General features: G+C 54.6%; 15 protein-coding genes. 9 read left to right on the forward strand and 6 right to left on the reverse strand.

Annotation, left to right across the window (positions count from 1 at the left end; genetic code table 11):
• Positions 1-170, forward strand: a 170-nt coding sequence (locus tag QSV34_RS01760; RefSeq protein ID WP_289151995.1) for a transposase, incomplete at its 5' end; no start/stop codon positions are given.
• Positions 171-386: 216 nt separating this feature from the next.
• Here QSV34_RS01760 and QSV34_RS01765 read toward each other — a convergent pair.
• On the reverse strand, positions 387-809 hold the full coding sequence (locus tag QSV34_RS01765) for an HU family DNA-binding protein (protein ID WP_289151467.1): 423 nt from the start codon (positions 807-809) through the stop codon (positions 387-389).
• A gap of 307 nt (positions 810-1,116) precedes the next feature.
• Here QSV34_RS01765 and aspS point away from each other — a divergent pair, with 307 nt between their 5' ends.
• The 4 genes from aspS (at position 1,117) to ruvC (ending at position 4,826) form a co-directional block, all read left to right on the forward strand.
• Complete coding sequence (aspS, locus tag QSV34_RS01770; protein WP_289151469.1) at positions 1,117-2,892, forward strand: aspartate--tRNA ligase; 1,776 nt, start codon at positions 1,117-1,119, stop codon at positions 2,890-2,892.
• A 192-nt stretch (positions 2,893-3,084) separates the two neighbouring features.
• A complete protein-coding gene (locus QSV34_RS01775) occupies positions 3,085-3,831 on the forward strand; it encodes a YebC/PmpR family DNA-binding transcriptional regulator (protein ID WP_289151471.1) in 747 nt (248 codons plus the stop codon).
• Positions 3,832-3,894: 63 nt separating this feature from the next.
• The gene (locus tag QSV34_RS01780) at positions 3,895-4,191 is read left to right on the forward strand and encodes a hypothetical protein (RefSeq protein ID WP_289151473.1); all 297 of its coding nucleotides are present in this window, start codon (positions 3,895-3,897) and stop codon (positions 4,189-4,191) included.
• A 113-nt stretch (positions 4,192-4,304) separates the two neighbouring features.
• A complete protein-coding gene (gene ruvC / locus QSV34_RS01785; protein ID WP_289151475.1) occupies positions 4,305-4,826 on the forward strand; it encodes a crossover junction endodeoxyribonuclease RuvC in 522 nt (173 codons plus the stop codon).
• A gap of 60 nt (positions 4,827-4,886) precedes the next feature.
• Here ruvC and dxs read toward each other — a convergent pair whose 3' ends face one another.
• The 4 genes from dxs to purM form a co-directional block, all read right to left on the reverse strand.
• The gene (dxs, locus tag QSV34_RS01790; RefSeq protein WP_289151477.1) at positions 4,887-6,842 is read right to left on the reverse strand and encodes a 1-deoxy-D-xylulose-5-phosphate synthase; all 1,956 of its coding nucleotides are present in this window, start codon (positions 6,840-6,842) and stop codon (positions 4,887-4,889) included.
• Positions 6,843-7,082: 240 nt separating this feature from the next.
• Positions 7,083-7,799 (reverse strand): DUF3108 domain-containing protein, encoded by a 717-nt coding sequence (locus tag QSV34_RS01795; protein WP_289151478.1) that lies wholly within the window; start codon positions 7,797-7,799, stop codon positions 7,083-7,085.
• Between the two features lie 123 nt (positions 7,800-7,922).
• Positions 7,923-8,576 carry a phosphoribosylglycinamide formyltransferase gene (purN, locus tag QSV34_RS01800; RefSeq protein ID WP_289151480.1) on the reverse strand — a complete coding sequence of 218 codons (654 nt, stop codon included), beginning with the start codon at positions 8,574-8,576 and terminating at the stop codon, positions 7,923-7,925.
• Complete coding sequence (purM, locus tag QSV34_RS01805) at positions 8,573-9,634, reverse strand: phosphoribosylformylglycinamidine cyclo-ligase (RefSeq protein WP_289151483.1); 1,062 nt, start codon at positions 9,632-9,634, stop codon at positions 8,573-8,575. Before purM ends, purN begins: the two co-directional genes overlap by 4 nt.
• Before the next feature lie 125 nt (positions 9,635-9,759).
• Between purM and QSV34_RS01810 the strand changes: the two genes are divergently transcribed.
• The 3 genes from QSV34_RS01810 (at position 9,760) to QSV34_RS01820 (ending at position 12,525) form a co-directional block, all read left to right on the forward strand.
• Positions 9,760-10,842, forward strand: a complete 1,083-nt coding sequence (locus QSV34_RS01810) for a DUF2066 domain-containing protein (RefSeq protein WP_289151485.1) — start codon at positions 9,760-9,762, stop codon at positions 10,840-10,842.
• Positions 10,843-10,849: 7 nt separating this feature from the next.
• Positions 10,850-11,563, forward strand: coding sequence for a DnaA regulatory inactivator Hda (gene hda, locus QSV34_RS01815; RefSeq protein WP_289151487.1), 714 nt, complete (start codon positions 10,850-10,852; stop codon positions 11,561-11,563).
• Between the two features lie 203 nt (positions 11,564-11,766).
• On the forward strand, positions 11,767-12,525 hold the full coding sequence (locus QSV34_RS01820; protein ID WP_289151488.1) for a TIGR04219 family outer membrane beta-barrel protein: 759 nt from the start codon (positions 11,767-11,769) through the stop codon (positions 12,523-12,525).
• A gap of 61 nt (positions 12,526-12,586) precedes the next feature.
• Here the strand turns inward: QSV34_RS01820 and QSV34_RS01825 are convergent, their stop codons facing one another.
• Complete coding sequence (locus QSV34_RS01825; RefSeq protein WP_289151489.1) at positions 12,587-13,414, reverse strand: MurR/RpiR family transcriptional regulator; 828 nt, start codon at positions 13,412-13,414, stop codon at positions 12,587-12,589.
• 327 nt (positions 13,415-13,741) lie between these two features.
• Between QSV34_RS01825 and QSV34_RS01830 the strand changes: the two genes are divergently transcribed.
• Positions 13,742-14,539: a 5-deoxy-glucuronate isomerase gene (locus QSV34_RS01830; RefSeq protein WP_289151491.1), complete on the forward strand. Its 798-nt coding sequence runs from the start codon at positions 13,742-13,744 to the stop codon at positions 14,537-14,539.
• Positions 14,540-14,545 lie beyond the last annotated feature (6 nt).

Raw genomic sequence — 14,545 nt, forward strand, 5'->3', positions numbered from 1 at the left:
AAGAGATTTACAGGCGCCGGCAGGAGACAGTTGAACGCAGCTTCGCTGATGCTAAACAACTACACGGTTATCGATATGCTCGCTACACCAGGCTTAATAGAGTGGCTGGTCAGTGTCTGATGGCTGCAACTGCCCAAAACATCAAGAAAATTGCTCAGATGGCGGCCTGAGCCTCTATTGAGCCCTCTCTACACTCCAAACCCCTTGCTTAGCCTCTGTAAATGCCCCAGTACGGTGTTTGCGAGGCTCAACCTAGATTCGAGAAACTCTCCGGCTTTTGGGTTAGCAATGCCCAGAAACAACAAACCCCAGCAAAAATGCTGGGGTTTGTCAGCGATCTGAGGCGGCCAATGGCCGCCTTTTTGGTCTTACATCTTACGAGATAATCAGTTCGCCATATCCTTGAGCTTTTTCAGGGCCAGGACTTTAACGGCGGTGCTGGCAGGGCGGGCGGCAAAAGTGGTTTCTTCACCGGTAAAGGGGTTGATGCCTTTGCGGGCCTTGCGAGCAGGCTTCTTCACGGTTTTGATCTTCAGCAGGCCGGGCAGGGAAAACTCGCCCACAGCGCGCTTCTTGATGTGGCGTTCAATGACCACACCCAATTCGTCCAATACGGCACCAACTTCTTTCTTGCTCAGGCCGGTGTTGTCAGCGATTTCGGTAAGGATCTGGGTTTTGGTGTAGCGGGCTTTAACGGCTGTTACTTTGCGGGCGGGGGCTGCGGCTTTGGCGGGAGCCTTTTTGGCAGCGGCTTTTTTTGCTGGGGCTTTCTTGGCAGGTGCTTTCTTTGCGGGTTTTTTGGCGGCCATCTCACTATCCTTTATTTGTTGTTGGTGCTTATTGGGCGTTTTTTTAAGGGGCGGCACTGCGCAGCATAGATCGACGCTGCAGCCGAGCCTATATATAAAGCATCGCCAGGGCGCAGGCAACCGGAAAACGCTTAAAAATAGGGGTTTTTGTCACTTTTTTGTGATCGCAAATGTTTTTGCTGGTCCTGCTTTTGGCAGCGGTGCATGTCATGGAGGGCTGGGGTATAATGCCCGGCTTTTTGCATGGCCAGCTGGCCTGCTCATTGCGACTTTAGACTTTTCATATAGAACACAGCGGGAATCGATTATGCGCACCGGTTATTGTGGCGCCCTGAGCAAAACCAATATTGATGAAGTGGTCACCTTGTGTGGCTGGGTGGATCGTCGCCGTGACCACGGTGGAGTGATCTTTATTGACCTGCGGGATCGCGAAGGCGTGGCCCAGGTGGTATTCGACCCGGATTGCGGTGAGCATTTCACCACCGCTGAGCGCCTGCGCAGTGAGTACGTGATTCGTGTAACCGGCAAGGTGCGCGCCCGTGACGATGCGGCGGTAAACCCCAATATGAAAACCGGCGAGATCGAAATATTTGCCAGCGAGCTGACCATTCTCAACAGCTCTGAAACGCCTCCGTTTCCTTTGGACGAGCACCACAAAGTGGGTGAGGATGTGCGTCTGAAGTACCGCTACCTGGATTTGCGTCGTCCGGAGATGCTGGGCAACCTCAAGTTCCGCTCTGACGTCACCACCGCCATCCGCAGCCACTTGGCCGACCGCGGTTTTATGGATGTGGAAACCCCCATGCTTACCCGCGCCACCCCCGAAGGTGCCCGTGATTACCTGGTGCCCAGCCGCACCCACGAGCATAAGTTCTTTGCCCTTCCGCAATCTCCTCAGCTGTTTAAGCAACTGTTGATGATGTCTGGTGTGGATCGCTATTACCAGATCGTCAAATGCTTCCGCGACGAAGACTTGCGCGCCGACCGCCAACCGGAATTTACCCAGATCGATATGGAGTTCGCCTTCGTTGAGGAAGACGACATCATGGGGCTCAGCGAAGATATGGTTCGCAGCGTATTCCGCGATGTTAAAGGCATTGACCTGGGCGACTTCCCACGCATGCCCTACAGCGAGGCCATGGAAAAGTACGGCTCCGACAAGCCGGACCTGCGTATTCCCCTGGAATTGGTGGAAATCAAAGACCTGGTCAAAGACGTGGACTTCAAAGTGTTCTCTGGCCCGGCCAACGACCCCAAAGGTCGTGTGGCTGCTCTTAAGGTACCCAAGGGTGGCGAGCAGTTGGCCCGTAAAAAGGTGGATGCCTATGGCAAATTTGTCAGCACCTATGGCGCCAAGGGCCTGGCCTGGATCAAGGTCAACGATCGCAACGACCTGGAAAACGGCTTACAGTCGCCCATCGTTAAACACTTGGGGGTAGAGAACTGCCAACCAATCCTTGAGCGCCTGGGTGCCGAGTCCGGCGATATTATTTTCTTTGGTGCAGATAAAGCCAACATCGTGTCGGATGCACTGGGTGCCTTGCGCTGCAAGCTGGGTGAAGATCTGAATCTCTACATCAGTGAGTGGGCGCCCCTGTGGGTGGTGGACTTCCCCATGTTTGAAGAATTGGATGGTGGTGCCTTAACGCCACTGCACCACCCATTTACTCAAGCATCCTGTTCCCTGGAAGAGCTGAAAGCCAACCCGGCAGAAGCTCTGTCCCGTGCCTACGATATGGTGCTCAACGGCACTGAGCTGGGCGGCGGTTCCATTCGTATTTACGACCCGCAGATGCAGTCTGAAGTGTTGAGCATTCTGGGTATCAGCGAAGAGCAGGCCCGAGAGAAATTTGGCTTCCTGCTGGACGCCCTCAACTACGGCTGCCCACCCCACGGCGGTATCGCCTTTGGTCTCGACCGTTTGATTATGTTGATGGTGGGCGCTGATTCCATTCGCGATGTTATCGCCTTCCCGAAAACCCAGACTGCCCACTGCGCCATGACCGACGCACCGGGCTTGGTAGAAAATGCGCAACTGCGAGAGCTGAATATTCGCCTTCGTGAGAAGGTGAGCGAAGCGTAGCTTCGCTGGTCGGACGTCGGATGCTAGACGTCTGAAGCTAAAACCAAGCATTCCGTCATACCCGCGAAAGCAGGTATCCAAGTTGAATAGCTTCGTAGGAAAATGGATTCCCGCCTTCGCGGGAATGACGTTCACTCAAAGCGTCCGACGTCAGACTTCTGGCGTCCGACGTCAAAACCGGAGGTTTTGACAATGGCAGGTCACAGTAAATGGGCCAATATCAAACACCGCAAGGCGGCTCAGGACGCCAAGCGGGGCAAGGTATTTACCAAAATTATTCGCGAGCTGGTGGTGGCCGCCAAAGCCGGTGGCCCCAACCCGGAAGATAATCCCAGCCTGCGCGCCTGTGTCGACAAGGCGCTGGGCGCCAATATGAAAAGAGACACCATCGACAAAGCCATCGCCCGCGGCGCTGGCACAGGCGACGGTGATGATTACGAAGCGGCAACCTACGAGGGTTACGGCGTCGGTGGCGTAGCGGTGTTGGTGGAATGCCTCACCGATAACCGCAATCGCACCGTGGCGGAAGTACGCCATGCGTTTAGTAAACGCGGTGGCAACTTGGGCACCGATGGCTCGGTGGCCTACCTGTTCTCCAAAATCGGCCAGCTCAGCTATGGCGAAGGTGCCGATGAAGACCAGATTATGGAAGTGGCCCTGGAAGCCGGTGCCGACGATGTGGTGAGCAATGACGATGGCTCCATCGACGTGATCACCGCCTGGGAAGATTTTCTCTCTGTAAAAGACGCCATGGTCGCCGCCGGGTTAACCCCGGAGCATGCCGAAGTCACCATGCAGCCCTCTACCAGCGTTGAGCTGGATAAGTCCGGTGCCGAAAAGGTGATGGGCCTGGTGGATATGCTGGAAGATTTGGACGATGTCCAAAACGTCTATACCAATGCGGATATTCCGGAATCGGTATTGGCGGAAATGGAGTAAGAGCCTTGCTTGTCATGGCTAGTGTTGAAACATTTAACCAAAGACTTTTAAAAAGGTAACGACATGAAAACCATCAAAAAAACTGCTGACTACACCATCTACCAGAAGCGTAACGAGCGCTACGCCGTAAAAGGCGCCGACAGTAAGTGGATCAATGGTGAAGAGAAAGCCAAAATCCTGCTGGCTGAAGAGCTGATCAAACTGTCTGCCGCCGCTCCTGCGGAAGAGCCAGTAGAAGAGGTGGCGGAAGAAGCTACCGAAGAAGCGGTTGCGGAAGAGCCGTCAGCGGAAGAAGAGTCATCAGCTGAAGAAGAGGCTCCTGCAGAGGAAGAGGCTGCTGAAGAAGAGCCAAAAGAGTAAATGTTGGACGTTTGAGGTTCGACGTTTGACGAGGCGGCCAATGGCCGCCTTTTCTATTTCCGGGGCTTGAGCTACTCTTCGTCCAACGTCAAACATCCAACGTCTAACCAAAAATGACTCGAATTCTCGGTATCGACCCAGGTTCCCAACGCACCGGCTTCGGTGTGATTGATGTGGCGGGCTCTCGGGAAAGTTACGTCACCAGCGGCATTATCAAACTGCCACCACAGGCCAGCCTGCCGGAGAAATTAAAAATCATCTACGCCGGTGTCAGCGAGATTATTGCCGAAACTTCACCGGATTTAATGGCTGTGGAAGAAGTGTTTTTTGCCAAGGATCCTCGCGCCGCCCTCAAACTGGGTCAGGCCCGTGGCAGCGCTATTGTGGCGGGTATGAATGCGGATATTCCTGTGGGTGAATACTCTGCCCGCACCGTGAAACAGGCGGTTGTGGGCAATGGAGCGGCCACCAAAGAGCAAGTGCAGGAAATGGTGGTGCGGCTGCTAAAACTCTCCGCCACGCCGAAAGAAGATGCCGCTGATGCTTTAGCAGTGGCTCTGTGTCATGCACAGAGCAGTCGTACCCAGGCGAATTTAGCGGGGGTGAGTCGCTATGCAAGGGGGCGAAATAGGTGACAGGAAACAGGACGGGCTTCGCCCTTACAGGACGCGCTGCGCGCTACAGGAAAAACCCTGTCACCTGTATCCTGTAAGCGAAGCGTCCTGTAACCTTTGGCTTTTCCCATCTAACAACTGTAAACGTGCCTCAATCGCCCGCTCAATACCAGCTTTATCCAAACCCACTTGCGCCAGCTGTTCGCTATGGCTGGCGTGGTCGATATAGCTGTCTGGCAAGCCCAGATGCAAAACTGGCATCACCACTCCGGATTGAGCCAGATATTCGCTGACTGCCGCACCGGCACCGCCATGGATGCTGTTTTCTTCCAGGGTCACCAACAAGTCGTGATCCATAGCCAGTTGTTCTACAAGGGCTTCATCCAGTGGCTTCACAAAACGCATATCCGCCACGGTGGCATTCAGTTTATCCGCTGCCTGCAAGCCGTGATGGAGCAGGGTGCCAAAGTTGAGGATGGCCACTTTGCGGCCCTGGCGTTTGATCTCGCCACGGCCAATGGGCAGAGCAGTCATTTGTTGCTGGATGGCAACACCGGGGCCAGTGCCCCGTGGGTAACGTACTGCGGCCGGGCCTTTGTGAACAAAGCCGGTATATAACAGTTGGCGGCACTGGTCTTCGTCAGAGGGGGCCATTACCAGCATATTGGGTACGCAGCGCAGGTAGCTGAGATCAAAACTGCCTGCATGAGTGGCGCCGTCTTCGCCCACCAGCCCGGCGCGATCGATGCCAAAAGTCACGTCCAGGTTTTGCAGGGCCACATCGTGAATCAGCTGGTCGTAGGCACGCTGCAAAAAACTGGAGTAAATGGCCACTACCGGCTTCTGTCCTTCGCAGGCCATTCCGGCGGCCAGAGTAACTGCGTGCTGCTCGGCGATGGCGACATCGTGGTAACGCTCGGGGAAGCGTTTTGAAAATTCCACCATGCCTGAGCCTTCGCACATGGCCGGGGTAATGCCCACTAATTTGTCGTCCTGCTCGGCCATGTCGCAGAGCCAGTCGCCAAAAATATCCTGGTACTTTTTGTTCGCGGGTTTGCTTGGTTGTGCTTTGTTTTCAGTGGACTCCAGCGCAGGGGTGGGCTCAATTTTGCTGAGCGCGTGGTAACCCACCGGGTCATCCTCTGCTGGTGTAAAGCCTTGGCCCTTGCAGGTAATACAGTGCAGTAATACCGGCCCGGTAAGGTGTTGCAGGTTTTCAATGGTGTGGATCAGCTGCGGCAAATCGTGGCCATCGATGGGGCCAATATAGTTAAAACCCAGCTCTTCAAACAGGGTGCCGGGAGCCACCATGCCTTTCATGTGCTCTTCAGTGCGGCGCACAAAAGCGGCGGCTGAGGGAATGGCCTGCAAAACTTTTTTGCCGCCTTCGCGAATGGTGTTGTAAAAGCGGCTGGCCCAGATTTTCGAGAAATAGGTAGCCAGCCCACCCACATTGTGGGAGATGGACATATTGTTGTCGTTGAGCACCACCAGCATATCCGCGTCGGTGTGCGCAGCGTGGTTCAAGGCTTCGAACGCCATACCGGCGGTCATTGCACCATCGCCAATTACCGCCACGGTGCGGCGGCTTTCGCCCGCCATTTCAGCCCCAAGAGCCATGCCCAGGGCGGCACTGATCGAAGTACTTGAGTGGCCGACCCCAAAGGTGTCGTATTCACTTTCGCTGCGTTTGGGGAAGCCGGAGAGGCCGCCTTTGTGGCGAATGCCATCCATTTGCTCGCGGCGGCCAGTAAGAATTTTGTGGGGGTAGGTTTGGTGGCCCACATCCCAGACCAGGCGATCCACAGGGGTGTTGTAGGCGTAGTGCAGGGCAATGGTCAGTTCCACTACACCGAGGCCAGCGCCGAAATGCCCGCCAGTGCGGCCTACGGTAAACAGCAGGTAGGCGCGCAGCTCGTCCGCCAGTTGCAACAGCTGCTCTTCGCTGAAATTGCGCAGCTGCGCCGGCTCACCAATGCTGTCCAGCAGCGGTGTGGTGGGGCGGGCCAGAGGTATGTCGGTAAATTTCTTTGCCATTGCCAAGCCAAACGGAGCGCAGTTTTGGTAGGGCGGCAATATTACAACAATTTGACGGGGTTAGCCCCCGGAAGTTGTGGGGAAATGGTGGAGGTATATGTCATTCTGAGTGGCGCTCTTTCAGCTCTGTCATTCTGAGGAGCCGGAGGCGACGTGAGAATCTCCTGATTTGAATTACGCGAAAGGCTGACCTTGTGAGATCCTCACGCGGCTGCGCCGCTCAGGATGACGGATTCGGGGCTATTGCCCCGTATCCGTCATTTCCAGGTCGCGCAGATACAGGGAATACTCATCACCGTCGTTTTCCACCCGGTGGAATTTTACCAGCAGGTAGTTGTACTTAGGCGCCATCCAGAAGGTAGTCTGGCGTTTGTTGGGGTCTTTGACCCGTTCCAGCTTAACGGTATTGATTTCACCCATAGGGGTGTCAATTTTTTCCTCGCCCACTACCTGAAAGTAGTAATCCTTGATTTGCCCGCGGCGCACGATCTGATAGTGGAGTTCGTCTTTGCCCGCCATCAGGTCGAGGGATATTTGCAGTTGGTAGCCGAGCCAGTCCAGTTCTTGCCCGGTTAGTGCCAGCTCATTGGAGTCGCCTTTGTAAGTACTTGTGACCAGGTTGTTATCCCAGTCAAAGGCCGCAGTTTCTGTTCTCCCTGAACCGAGAATCTTGCGTTTCATCTGGTAGCTGGTTGGCTGAATACGGCCATCTTGCAGGCTGAATTCGCTGCTCTCTTTAATGCCGCCAAAAAACAGGTGTTTGGCGTGGCTGGTGATGCGGTATTGGCCGTTGCCCAGAGGTTCCAGAATGCGTTTGGCTTTGAGGTGCATGCCTTTGTATTTGGCACCGTAGTTGGCGGTAAAGGGCTCTAGCAAGGGAGGGGAGTTGGCGGCAGTGTCGCTATAGACCATGCCGCATAGCAACAGAAAAATTAACGCGGTAACGGCACGAAGCATATTCCTTGTCCCCACTGATATTTTCGTAGGGTGGATTAGCGCAGCGTAATCCACCAGTAGTGTCAGAATATTGGTGGATTACGCTGCGCTAATCCACCCTACACAATCAGTTCCAACGTCGAATTATACATTTGGTTGATAGGGGTAGCCGGTTTCTGGCAGGGGCTCACCATCCAGCAGAGCGCGGTTACCATCCATTTTCAGGCGGCCACTACACAGCCAGCTGGCGGCCAGAGGGTAAATCTGGTGTTCGTAGGCCAGTACCCGTTTAGCCAGGTCGTCGCTGCTGTCTCCGGCTTCAATTGGCACTCTGGCTTGTAGCACCGGTGGCCCGCCATCCAGTTCTTCAGTGACAAAATGCACTGTGGCGCCGGCCTCGCTGTCGCCAGCGTCAATGGCCCGCTGGTGGGTGTGCAGACCGGGGTACTTGGGCAGCAGTGAGGGGTGGATATTGAGCATACGCCCCTGATAGCGGCGGATAAACTGCGCCGTCAGGATACGCATAAAGCCCGCCATAATAATGATGTCTGGTTGGTGGTGGTCTATGCACTCAGCCAAGGCATGGTCAAACGCCTCGCGGCTGTCGAACTCGGTATGATCAACTACTTCTGCTGGGATTCCGGCGCGCTCGGCGCGCTCCAGGCCCAGCACGTTGGGGCGGTTGCTGATTACTGCCGCCACTTCGCCGCCCAGAGAACCATCGCTGGCACTATCGATAAATGCCTGCAGGTTACTGCCGCTGCCGGAGATCAGTACAACGAGTTTGGGCAGGCTCACCCGTCAATTCCCACCAATTCAACCTGTTCTTCGCCACTGGCAGCCTGGGCGATTTCGCCGATCAGGAAGGCTTCCTGATTGCTGGCGCGAAGGATGTCAAAGGCGTCGTCTACGCTATCGGCCGGCACGCAAATCACCATACCGATACCGCAATTAAAGGTGCGGTGCATTTCCCGCTCATTGACATTGCCGTGTTGTTGCAGCCAGTCGAATACCGCCGGACGCTGCCAGCTGCTGGTATCGATCACCGCCTTGGCGTTATCTGGCAATACTCTGGGGATATTTTCCAGTAAACCGCCGCCAGTAATGTGCGACAGGGCGTGTACCTGGCTGTCGCGAATCAGGCGCAACAGAGGTTTTACATAGATATTGGTGGGCGCCATCAGGGCATCGATCAGTGGCTGGCCGTCCAATTGTTCTTCGTTGACGTTAACACCGGATACTTCGATGATTTTGCGAATCAGGGAATAGCCGTTGGAGTGCGGGCCGCTGGCGGCCAGGCCAATCAGTTTGTCGCCCACGTGTACGGAACTGCCGTCGATGATTGCTGACTTTTCCACCACGCCAGTGCAGAACCCGGCCAGGTCGTAGTCTTCGCCCTCGTACATGCCAGGCATTTCAGCGGTTTCGCCACCCACCAGGGCACAGCCCGCCAGCTCACAGCCTTTGCCGATACCTTCCACCACCGCAGCGGCGGTGTCGACATTGAGTTTGCCGGTGGCGTAGTAATCCAGGAAGAACAGCGGCTCAGCGCCACACACCACCAGGTCGTTGACGCACATGGCCACCAGATCGATACCGATGGAGTTGTGCACGCCGGAGTCCATGGCCAGCCGCAGCTTGGTACCAACGCCGTCGGTACCAGATACCAGTACCGGTTCACGGTAACCGGAGGGCAGCTCACAGAGAGCGCCAAAGCCACCAAGACCGGCCATAACTTCCGGACGACGGGTGCTTTTGGCAACGTGTTTGATGCGTTCTACCAAGGCGTTGCCAGCGTCGATATCCACGCCGGCGTCTTTGTAGCTGAGAGGGGTGTTCTGCTGTTCAGTGGTCATTACGGGGGGCCGTTATCGATGTAAATTTGAAAGGCGCGTATTTTATCCACTTCGGTGCCGTGACACCATCGAAATCGTTGATACAATGTCCGCCAGTCAATGCCCCGCAAAGGAACTCGTAATTAATGCAGCAGCACCGATCCAATACTGTACTCCCTCCGTTGTGGCGGTTATGCCTGCTGCTCGTCACACTGCTTGGCTTGTCGAGTACTGCCCTGGCGGTTCCTCTGGATGAGCTTTATCAGGCGCAAATTACGGTGCAGGACAAAAGCCAGAAAGAGCGCCGGCGGGCTGAATCCGAGGGCTTGAAAGCGGTACTGGTTAAAATCAGCGGCAACTCGAAAACCGTCAATAACCCGCAAATTGCAGCGGCGGTGAAAAGCCCCGGCGGATACGTCAGCGAATTCAGCTATCAAAGCCGGGTTGGCGAAGATGGCAGCCGCCAGGTGGTGGCAGATGTCAGCTATTCGCCCGCTATGGTGGATCAATTGCTGGCTCGTACGGGTCGTCCCATCTGGCCAGCGGACCGCCCGGAACTGTTGGTCTGGCTGGTGGTGGATCAGGTCGGGGAAGGGCGCAGCCACGTATCACCGGACTCCATGCCAGAAGCGTATAAGCAACTGCAGCTCTGCGCGGCCAGTCGCGGCCAGCCATTGCAACAGCCGCTGTTGGATTTGGAAGATCACCTGACCTTGTCGGCCCGCGATGCCTGGGCGTTCGATCGTACCGCCCTGGTGGCCGCTGCTCGGCGTTATAAAGTACAACAGTGGACAGTGCTGCGTTTTTACGAAACCAGCAGTGGCCAGTTTCGCGGCACCGTTCAGGTGGAGGCTGGCGCTCACAGTGGCTTGGAAAATATCAACGCTCCCAGCCTCAATGAACTGATTCGCAAAGGCGTGGATATTGCTGTTGACCGGGTCGCTGCCGGTGCCACCTTTATTCGCCAGCACACCGCTGAAGAATTCGCCCTGCTGTTGGAAAATATTGACAGCTTCGACGATTACCAGGCGGCGATTGAATTACTCTCTGAGCTGAAGATGGTGCGCTCGGTGCGGGTGGCCTCCGCCGTTGGTGACCACTTGGATTTACGCCTCACTATCGACGGGGGTGCGCCTGGACTGTTGAGAATTCTCAATCGCAACAAGCGCCTGGAGCCACTGGTCAGTCTCGATAACCCTGGCGCCGCCAGTCGTTTTCGCTGGCGTTAATTCCGCGATGAGTCAACACCCCAGCCAGATGGCATTGAGCATTGCCCTCGATCGCCAGTGCACCCTGAACAATTTTTATTCCCCTGAAGGTTCGATCTTCGAGCAGGCGACGTCGATCCTGCGTGGCCCTCTGGTAAATGGCCAAGAGCCTTTTGTGTATCTATGGGGCAGTGCTGGCAGTGGTGTTACTCATCTGTTGCAAGGGGCTTGTCACGAACTACTGGCGGTGGGCAAATCGGTGCAGTACCTGCCTCTTGATGAAGTCTTGGAATATCCGCCACAGGCGCTGTTCGACAGCCTTGAGCAAACCGATCTGGTGTGCCTGGACAATCTTCAGGTAGTCGCCGGGCAGGGCGAATGGGAGGAGGGGTTGTTCCACCTGTTTAATGGCATCAAGGCCCAGGGCAATCGCTTGCTGGTGGGGGCAAATACCAGCCCGGTGCATATGCCCGTTGAACTGCCAGATCTGAAATCCCGCCTTACCTGGGGGCTCAGCCTGCAGCTGCCAACACTGGCAGATGAGCAAAAAGTATTGCTGCTGCAATTCTGCGCCCGTCAGCGGGGGTTGGAGTTGGCGGACGCTCCGGCGCAATACCTGTTAAGCCGCCTGCCCAGAGACGTTAGCCAACTGGTGGCGGCCCTTGATCAGCTGGATAAAGCCTCCCTGCAAACCCAGCGCCGCCTGACCATCCCCTTTATCCGCCAAGCCCTGAATCTGTAACCTTAACGGCCGTAATGAGCACTGGCTCACGGCCTGTGGCTGTGCACTTAAGTAGCATCGGATAACGCTCAAGTCGTCATTTCGTCATTGCGAGCCGCGAAGCGGCGCGGCAATCTCCTGCTACGGAGCGCCCATCAGGAGATCGCCACGCTACGCTCGCGATGACAAGAAAAACAAAATAATAACCAAGGAGTTTGCATCCGATGAAAACCAAAACTATTGCTATCGCCATTACCCTCAGCGCAGCCGCCAGCACAGCCCAGGCAGACACTGTACTGGGTCTGTACGCTGGCGCCGGTCAGTGGCAGTCTGAACTGAGCGGTGATGTCGGTGTTACCGATACGGATTTTTCCACCCTCGGCTTCGATGAAGAAAACAACAATATGTTTTATCTGGCTCTGGAACACCCGGTACCAGTGATCCCCAATATCAAGGTTGTACGCACCGACCTGTCCACCACCGGCAGTGCCACCCTGCAGGGCAACGTGCAATTCGACAACGTGATCTTCCCCTCCGGTACCACCCTGGCTACCGACATCAATCTGGATCACACCGATGCCACCTTCTACTACGAAGTGCTGGATAACTGGATTAATCTGGATCTGGGCCTTACCGCTCGCCAATACAAGGGGCAGCTCACTGCCAGCAACAATGATGTGGTGCCGCTGAGCGAAACCGTGGAACTGGATGCAGTAATCCCGCTGGTTTACCTGAAAGGCCAGATCGACCTGCCATTTACCGGCTTTTCACTAAAAGGCGAGGCCAACGCCATCGGCTACAGCGGCGACAGCATCAGCGATATCTCCGCTGCCATTGCCTGGCAGGATGATTTCCTGGCAGTCTTTGATCTGGGTGTCGAGCTGGGTTATCGCCGTATGAATCTGGAAATTGACGATTTGGGCGATCTGCAAACTGATCTGACTATTGATGGGCCGTATTTGTCATTGAATGCGCATTTTTGATAGCAGTCATCCAAAGCTAAATACCTGAAAACGTCTCTGCTGCAATACCAAAGAGATGAAGTCAGTCTTGTTCAATTGCACCCTGAATCGCAAGGCGGGTCACCAATGCTTGAGCGAGGCACAATGATGTTGCCAGTGACCGAAAAGAGTGCACTTCAGCGTCATGCACGGTGAAGGCGAAGTCTGCATTATCAGCAATCGGGCTAAGCGGACTGTCAGTCATCACGATGCAAGATGCACCTGCACTCTTGGCCTGGGTCAGTACACGTTGAGTCTCCTCAGCATAGGAGTGGTAACTGATGGCAATTAATGCATCTTTTTCTGTGATTGAGCTGGCTTGCCCTGCCAGCATCCCACCTGCACCGTCCAGTAGCTGAACATGGCAATCTAACTGTCCGAGAGAATAAGCCAGGTAAGTGGCAATAGGGAACGATCTCCGCAACCCGATCACAAAAACCTTGTCAGCGCCGGATATGCAGCGAGCCGCCGACTCCACAACATCGACATTTACACTGTGGCTCAAGTGTTCTAAAGATGAGACATTCGCTTGGCAAAGCTGCTCAAGCCACCCTTCCTCTGAGGCTATTTCGCCACCATCCAACCCTCGATTCACTCTTTCTTTATAGGAGGCTGACTGCTGGGCAATGTGTTCCTGGAACAGTTTCTGCATCTCCGTGAAACCGCTGAACCCAAATGCTTTGGAGAAGCGAATTAAGGCGGAGGGTTGAACGCCTGCATTGCTTGCAACGCCCGCAACTGTATCCAAAGCAATTGCGGTAGGATTTTCCAATACGTACCTTGCAATCAATTTCAGGCGCTTGCTCAGAGAGTTATACTCCTCCCTGACAGCCTTACTCAGTTGTTCATAACTCGATATATTATTGGACATAACGATTGTTTTCGGACTCACATTCCAACTCATTTGGAATGACGCAAACCCGATCCAAGTCTGCAAAATAAGCGCAGATGGTACTGTATTTCCGGCAAACTTGATAATCGCGCGTCACGCATCGGATTGTCACATCATCGAAATATTCTGCGGCTAATCTCTGTATTCGCACCAGCTGACAGGGCTTTTTGCGCCATCAATTTGGAATATTTATTTCGAATTTGAAAGTATGTAGAATATTTAGTTCTATTGAGGCGTGACGTCCAACATTAAAAGCGCTCTGCCAATTTGGCGAATCAAACCAGTTAAAAGGGGTTGAAATCTGATATGCACAATAAGAACTATCGCCAGGGCTTCCCGCCCGGGTTGACATGGGTCACAGACCATAAAACTGATGTGACGGGAATAGGCTTTGGAGTCTTGAATATGGCAGTGGGTGAATCACTGTCACTTCAGTTGGATGCTGAGTGTGCCTGGTTACTGATGTCCGGGCGAGTCGTGTTATCTTCCCCGGAACTTGGTTCTATAGAAGTGCATCGCTCTTCTTTGTTTGACGACAAACCTGTGGCCCTGCATACAAGTGCTGGTTGTCGCGTACAGATTGAGTGCATCGAGCCCGCCGAGTTGACGCTCTATCAGACTGAAAACTCCTGCAAATTCTCAGAGCGCCTCTACAGCCCGGAAGAAACCACCTGTGAGCAGCGTGGTAAGGGCAGCGTTGGCGATACCTGCTGGCGAGAAGTGCGCACTATTTTTGGGCTTGGTGATAGCTTTCCAGAATCAAACCTTGTTTTGGGTGAAGTCATAACATTTCCAGGCCGATGGTCCAGTTACCCACCTCACCACCATCCTCAGCCAGAGATATATCACTACCGGTTCAGTGAGCCACAAGGCTACGGGCACGCTGAGCTCGGCGAGGATGTGGTCAAAGTTCAGCAGTTCGACACGGTAAAAATTCTATCCCCTGACGACCATGCCCAATGTGCAGCTCCCGGATACGGCATGTACTACAGCTGGGTGATACGTCATCTGCCCGACAATCGATACCTGGAACCGGAGTTTACTGAAGCCCACAAGTGGGTGATGAACCCAGCAGCCCAGTATTGGAAACCAAAGAACAGTTAATAAGGA

It is taken from the genome of Porticoccus sp. W117 (genome assembly GCF_030341905.1).
Lineage (GTDB): Bacteria > Pseudomonadota > Gammaproteobacteria > Pseudomonadales > Porticoccaceae > SCSIO-12696.

Coding starts and splice junctions, on each gene's coding strand:
- dxs (WP_289151477.1), bottom strand. CDS start 6,842: ATGGCAAAGAAATTTACCGACATACCTCTGGCCCGCCCCACCACACCG.
- QSV34_RS01765 (WP_289151467.1), bottom strand. CDS start 809: ATGGCCGCCAAAAAACCCGCAAAGAAAGCACCTGCCAAGAAAGCCCCA.
- QSV34_RS01795 (WP_289151478.1), bottom strand. CDS start 7,799: ATGCTTCGTGCCGTTACCGCGTTAATTTTTCTGTTGCTATGCGGCATG.
- QSV34_RS01820 (WP_289151488.1), top strand. CDS start 11,767: ATGAAAACCAAAACTATTGCTATCGCCATTACCCTCAGCGCAGCCGCC.
- QSV34_RS01830 (WP_289151491.1), top strand. CDS start 13,742: ATGCACAATAAGAACTATCGCCAGGGCTTCCCGCCCGGGTTGACATGG.
- purM (WP_289151483.1), bottom strand. CDS start 9,634: ATGACCACTGAACAGCAGAACACCCCTCTCAGCTACAAAGACGCCGGC.
- hda (WP_289151487.1), top strand. CDS start 10,850: ATGAGTCAACACCCCAGCCAGATGGCATTGAGCATTGCCCTCGATCGC.
- ruvC (WP_289151475.1), top strand. CDS start 4,305: ATGACTCGAATTCTCGGTATCGACCCAGGTTCCCAACGCACCGGCTTC.
- QSV34_RS01775 (WP_289151471.1), top strand. CDS start 3,085: ATGGCAGGTCACAGTAAATGGGCCAATATCAAACACCGCAAGGCGGCT.
- QSV34_RS01810 (WP_289151485.1), top strand. CDS start 9,760: ATGCAGCAGCACCGATCCAATACTGTACTCCCTCCGTTGTGGCGGTTA.
- QSV34_RS01825 (WP_289151489.1), bottom strand. CDS start 13,414: ATGTCCAATAATATATCGAGTTATGAACAACTGAGTAAGGCTGTCAGG.
- QSV34_RS01780 (WP_289151473.1), top strand. CDS start 3,895: ATGAAAACCATCAAAAAAACTGCTGACTACACCATCTACCAGAAGCGT.
- aspS (WP_289151469.1), top strand. CDS start 1,117: ATGCGCACCGGTTATTGTGGCGCCCTGAGCAAAACCAATATTGATGAA.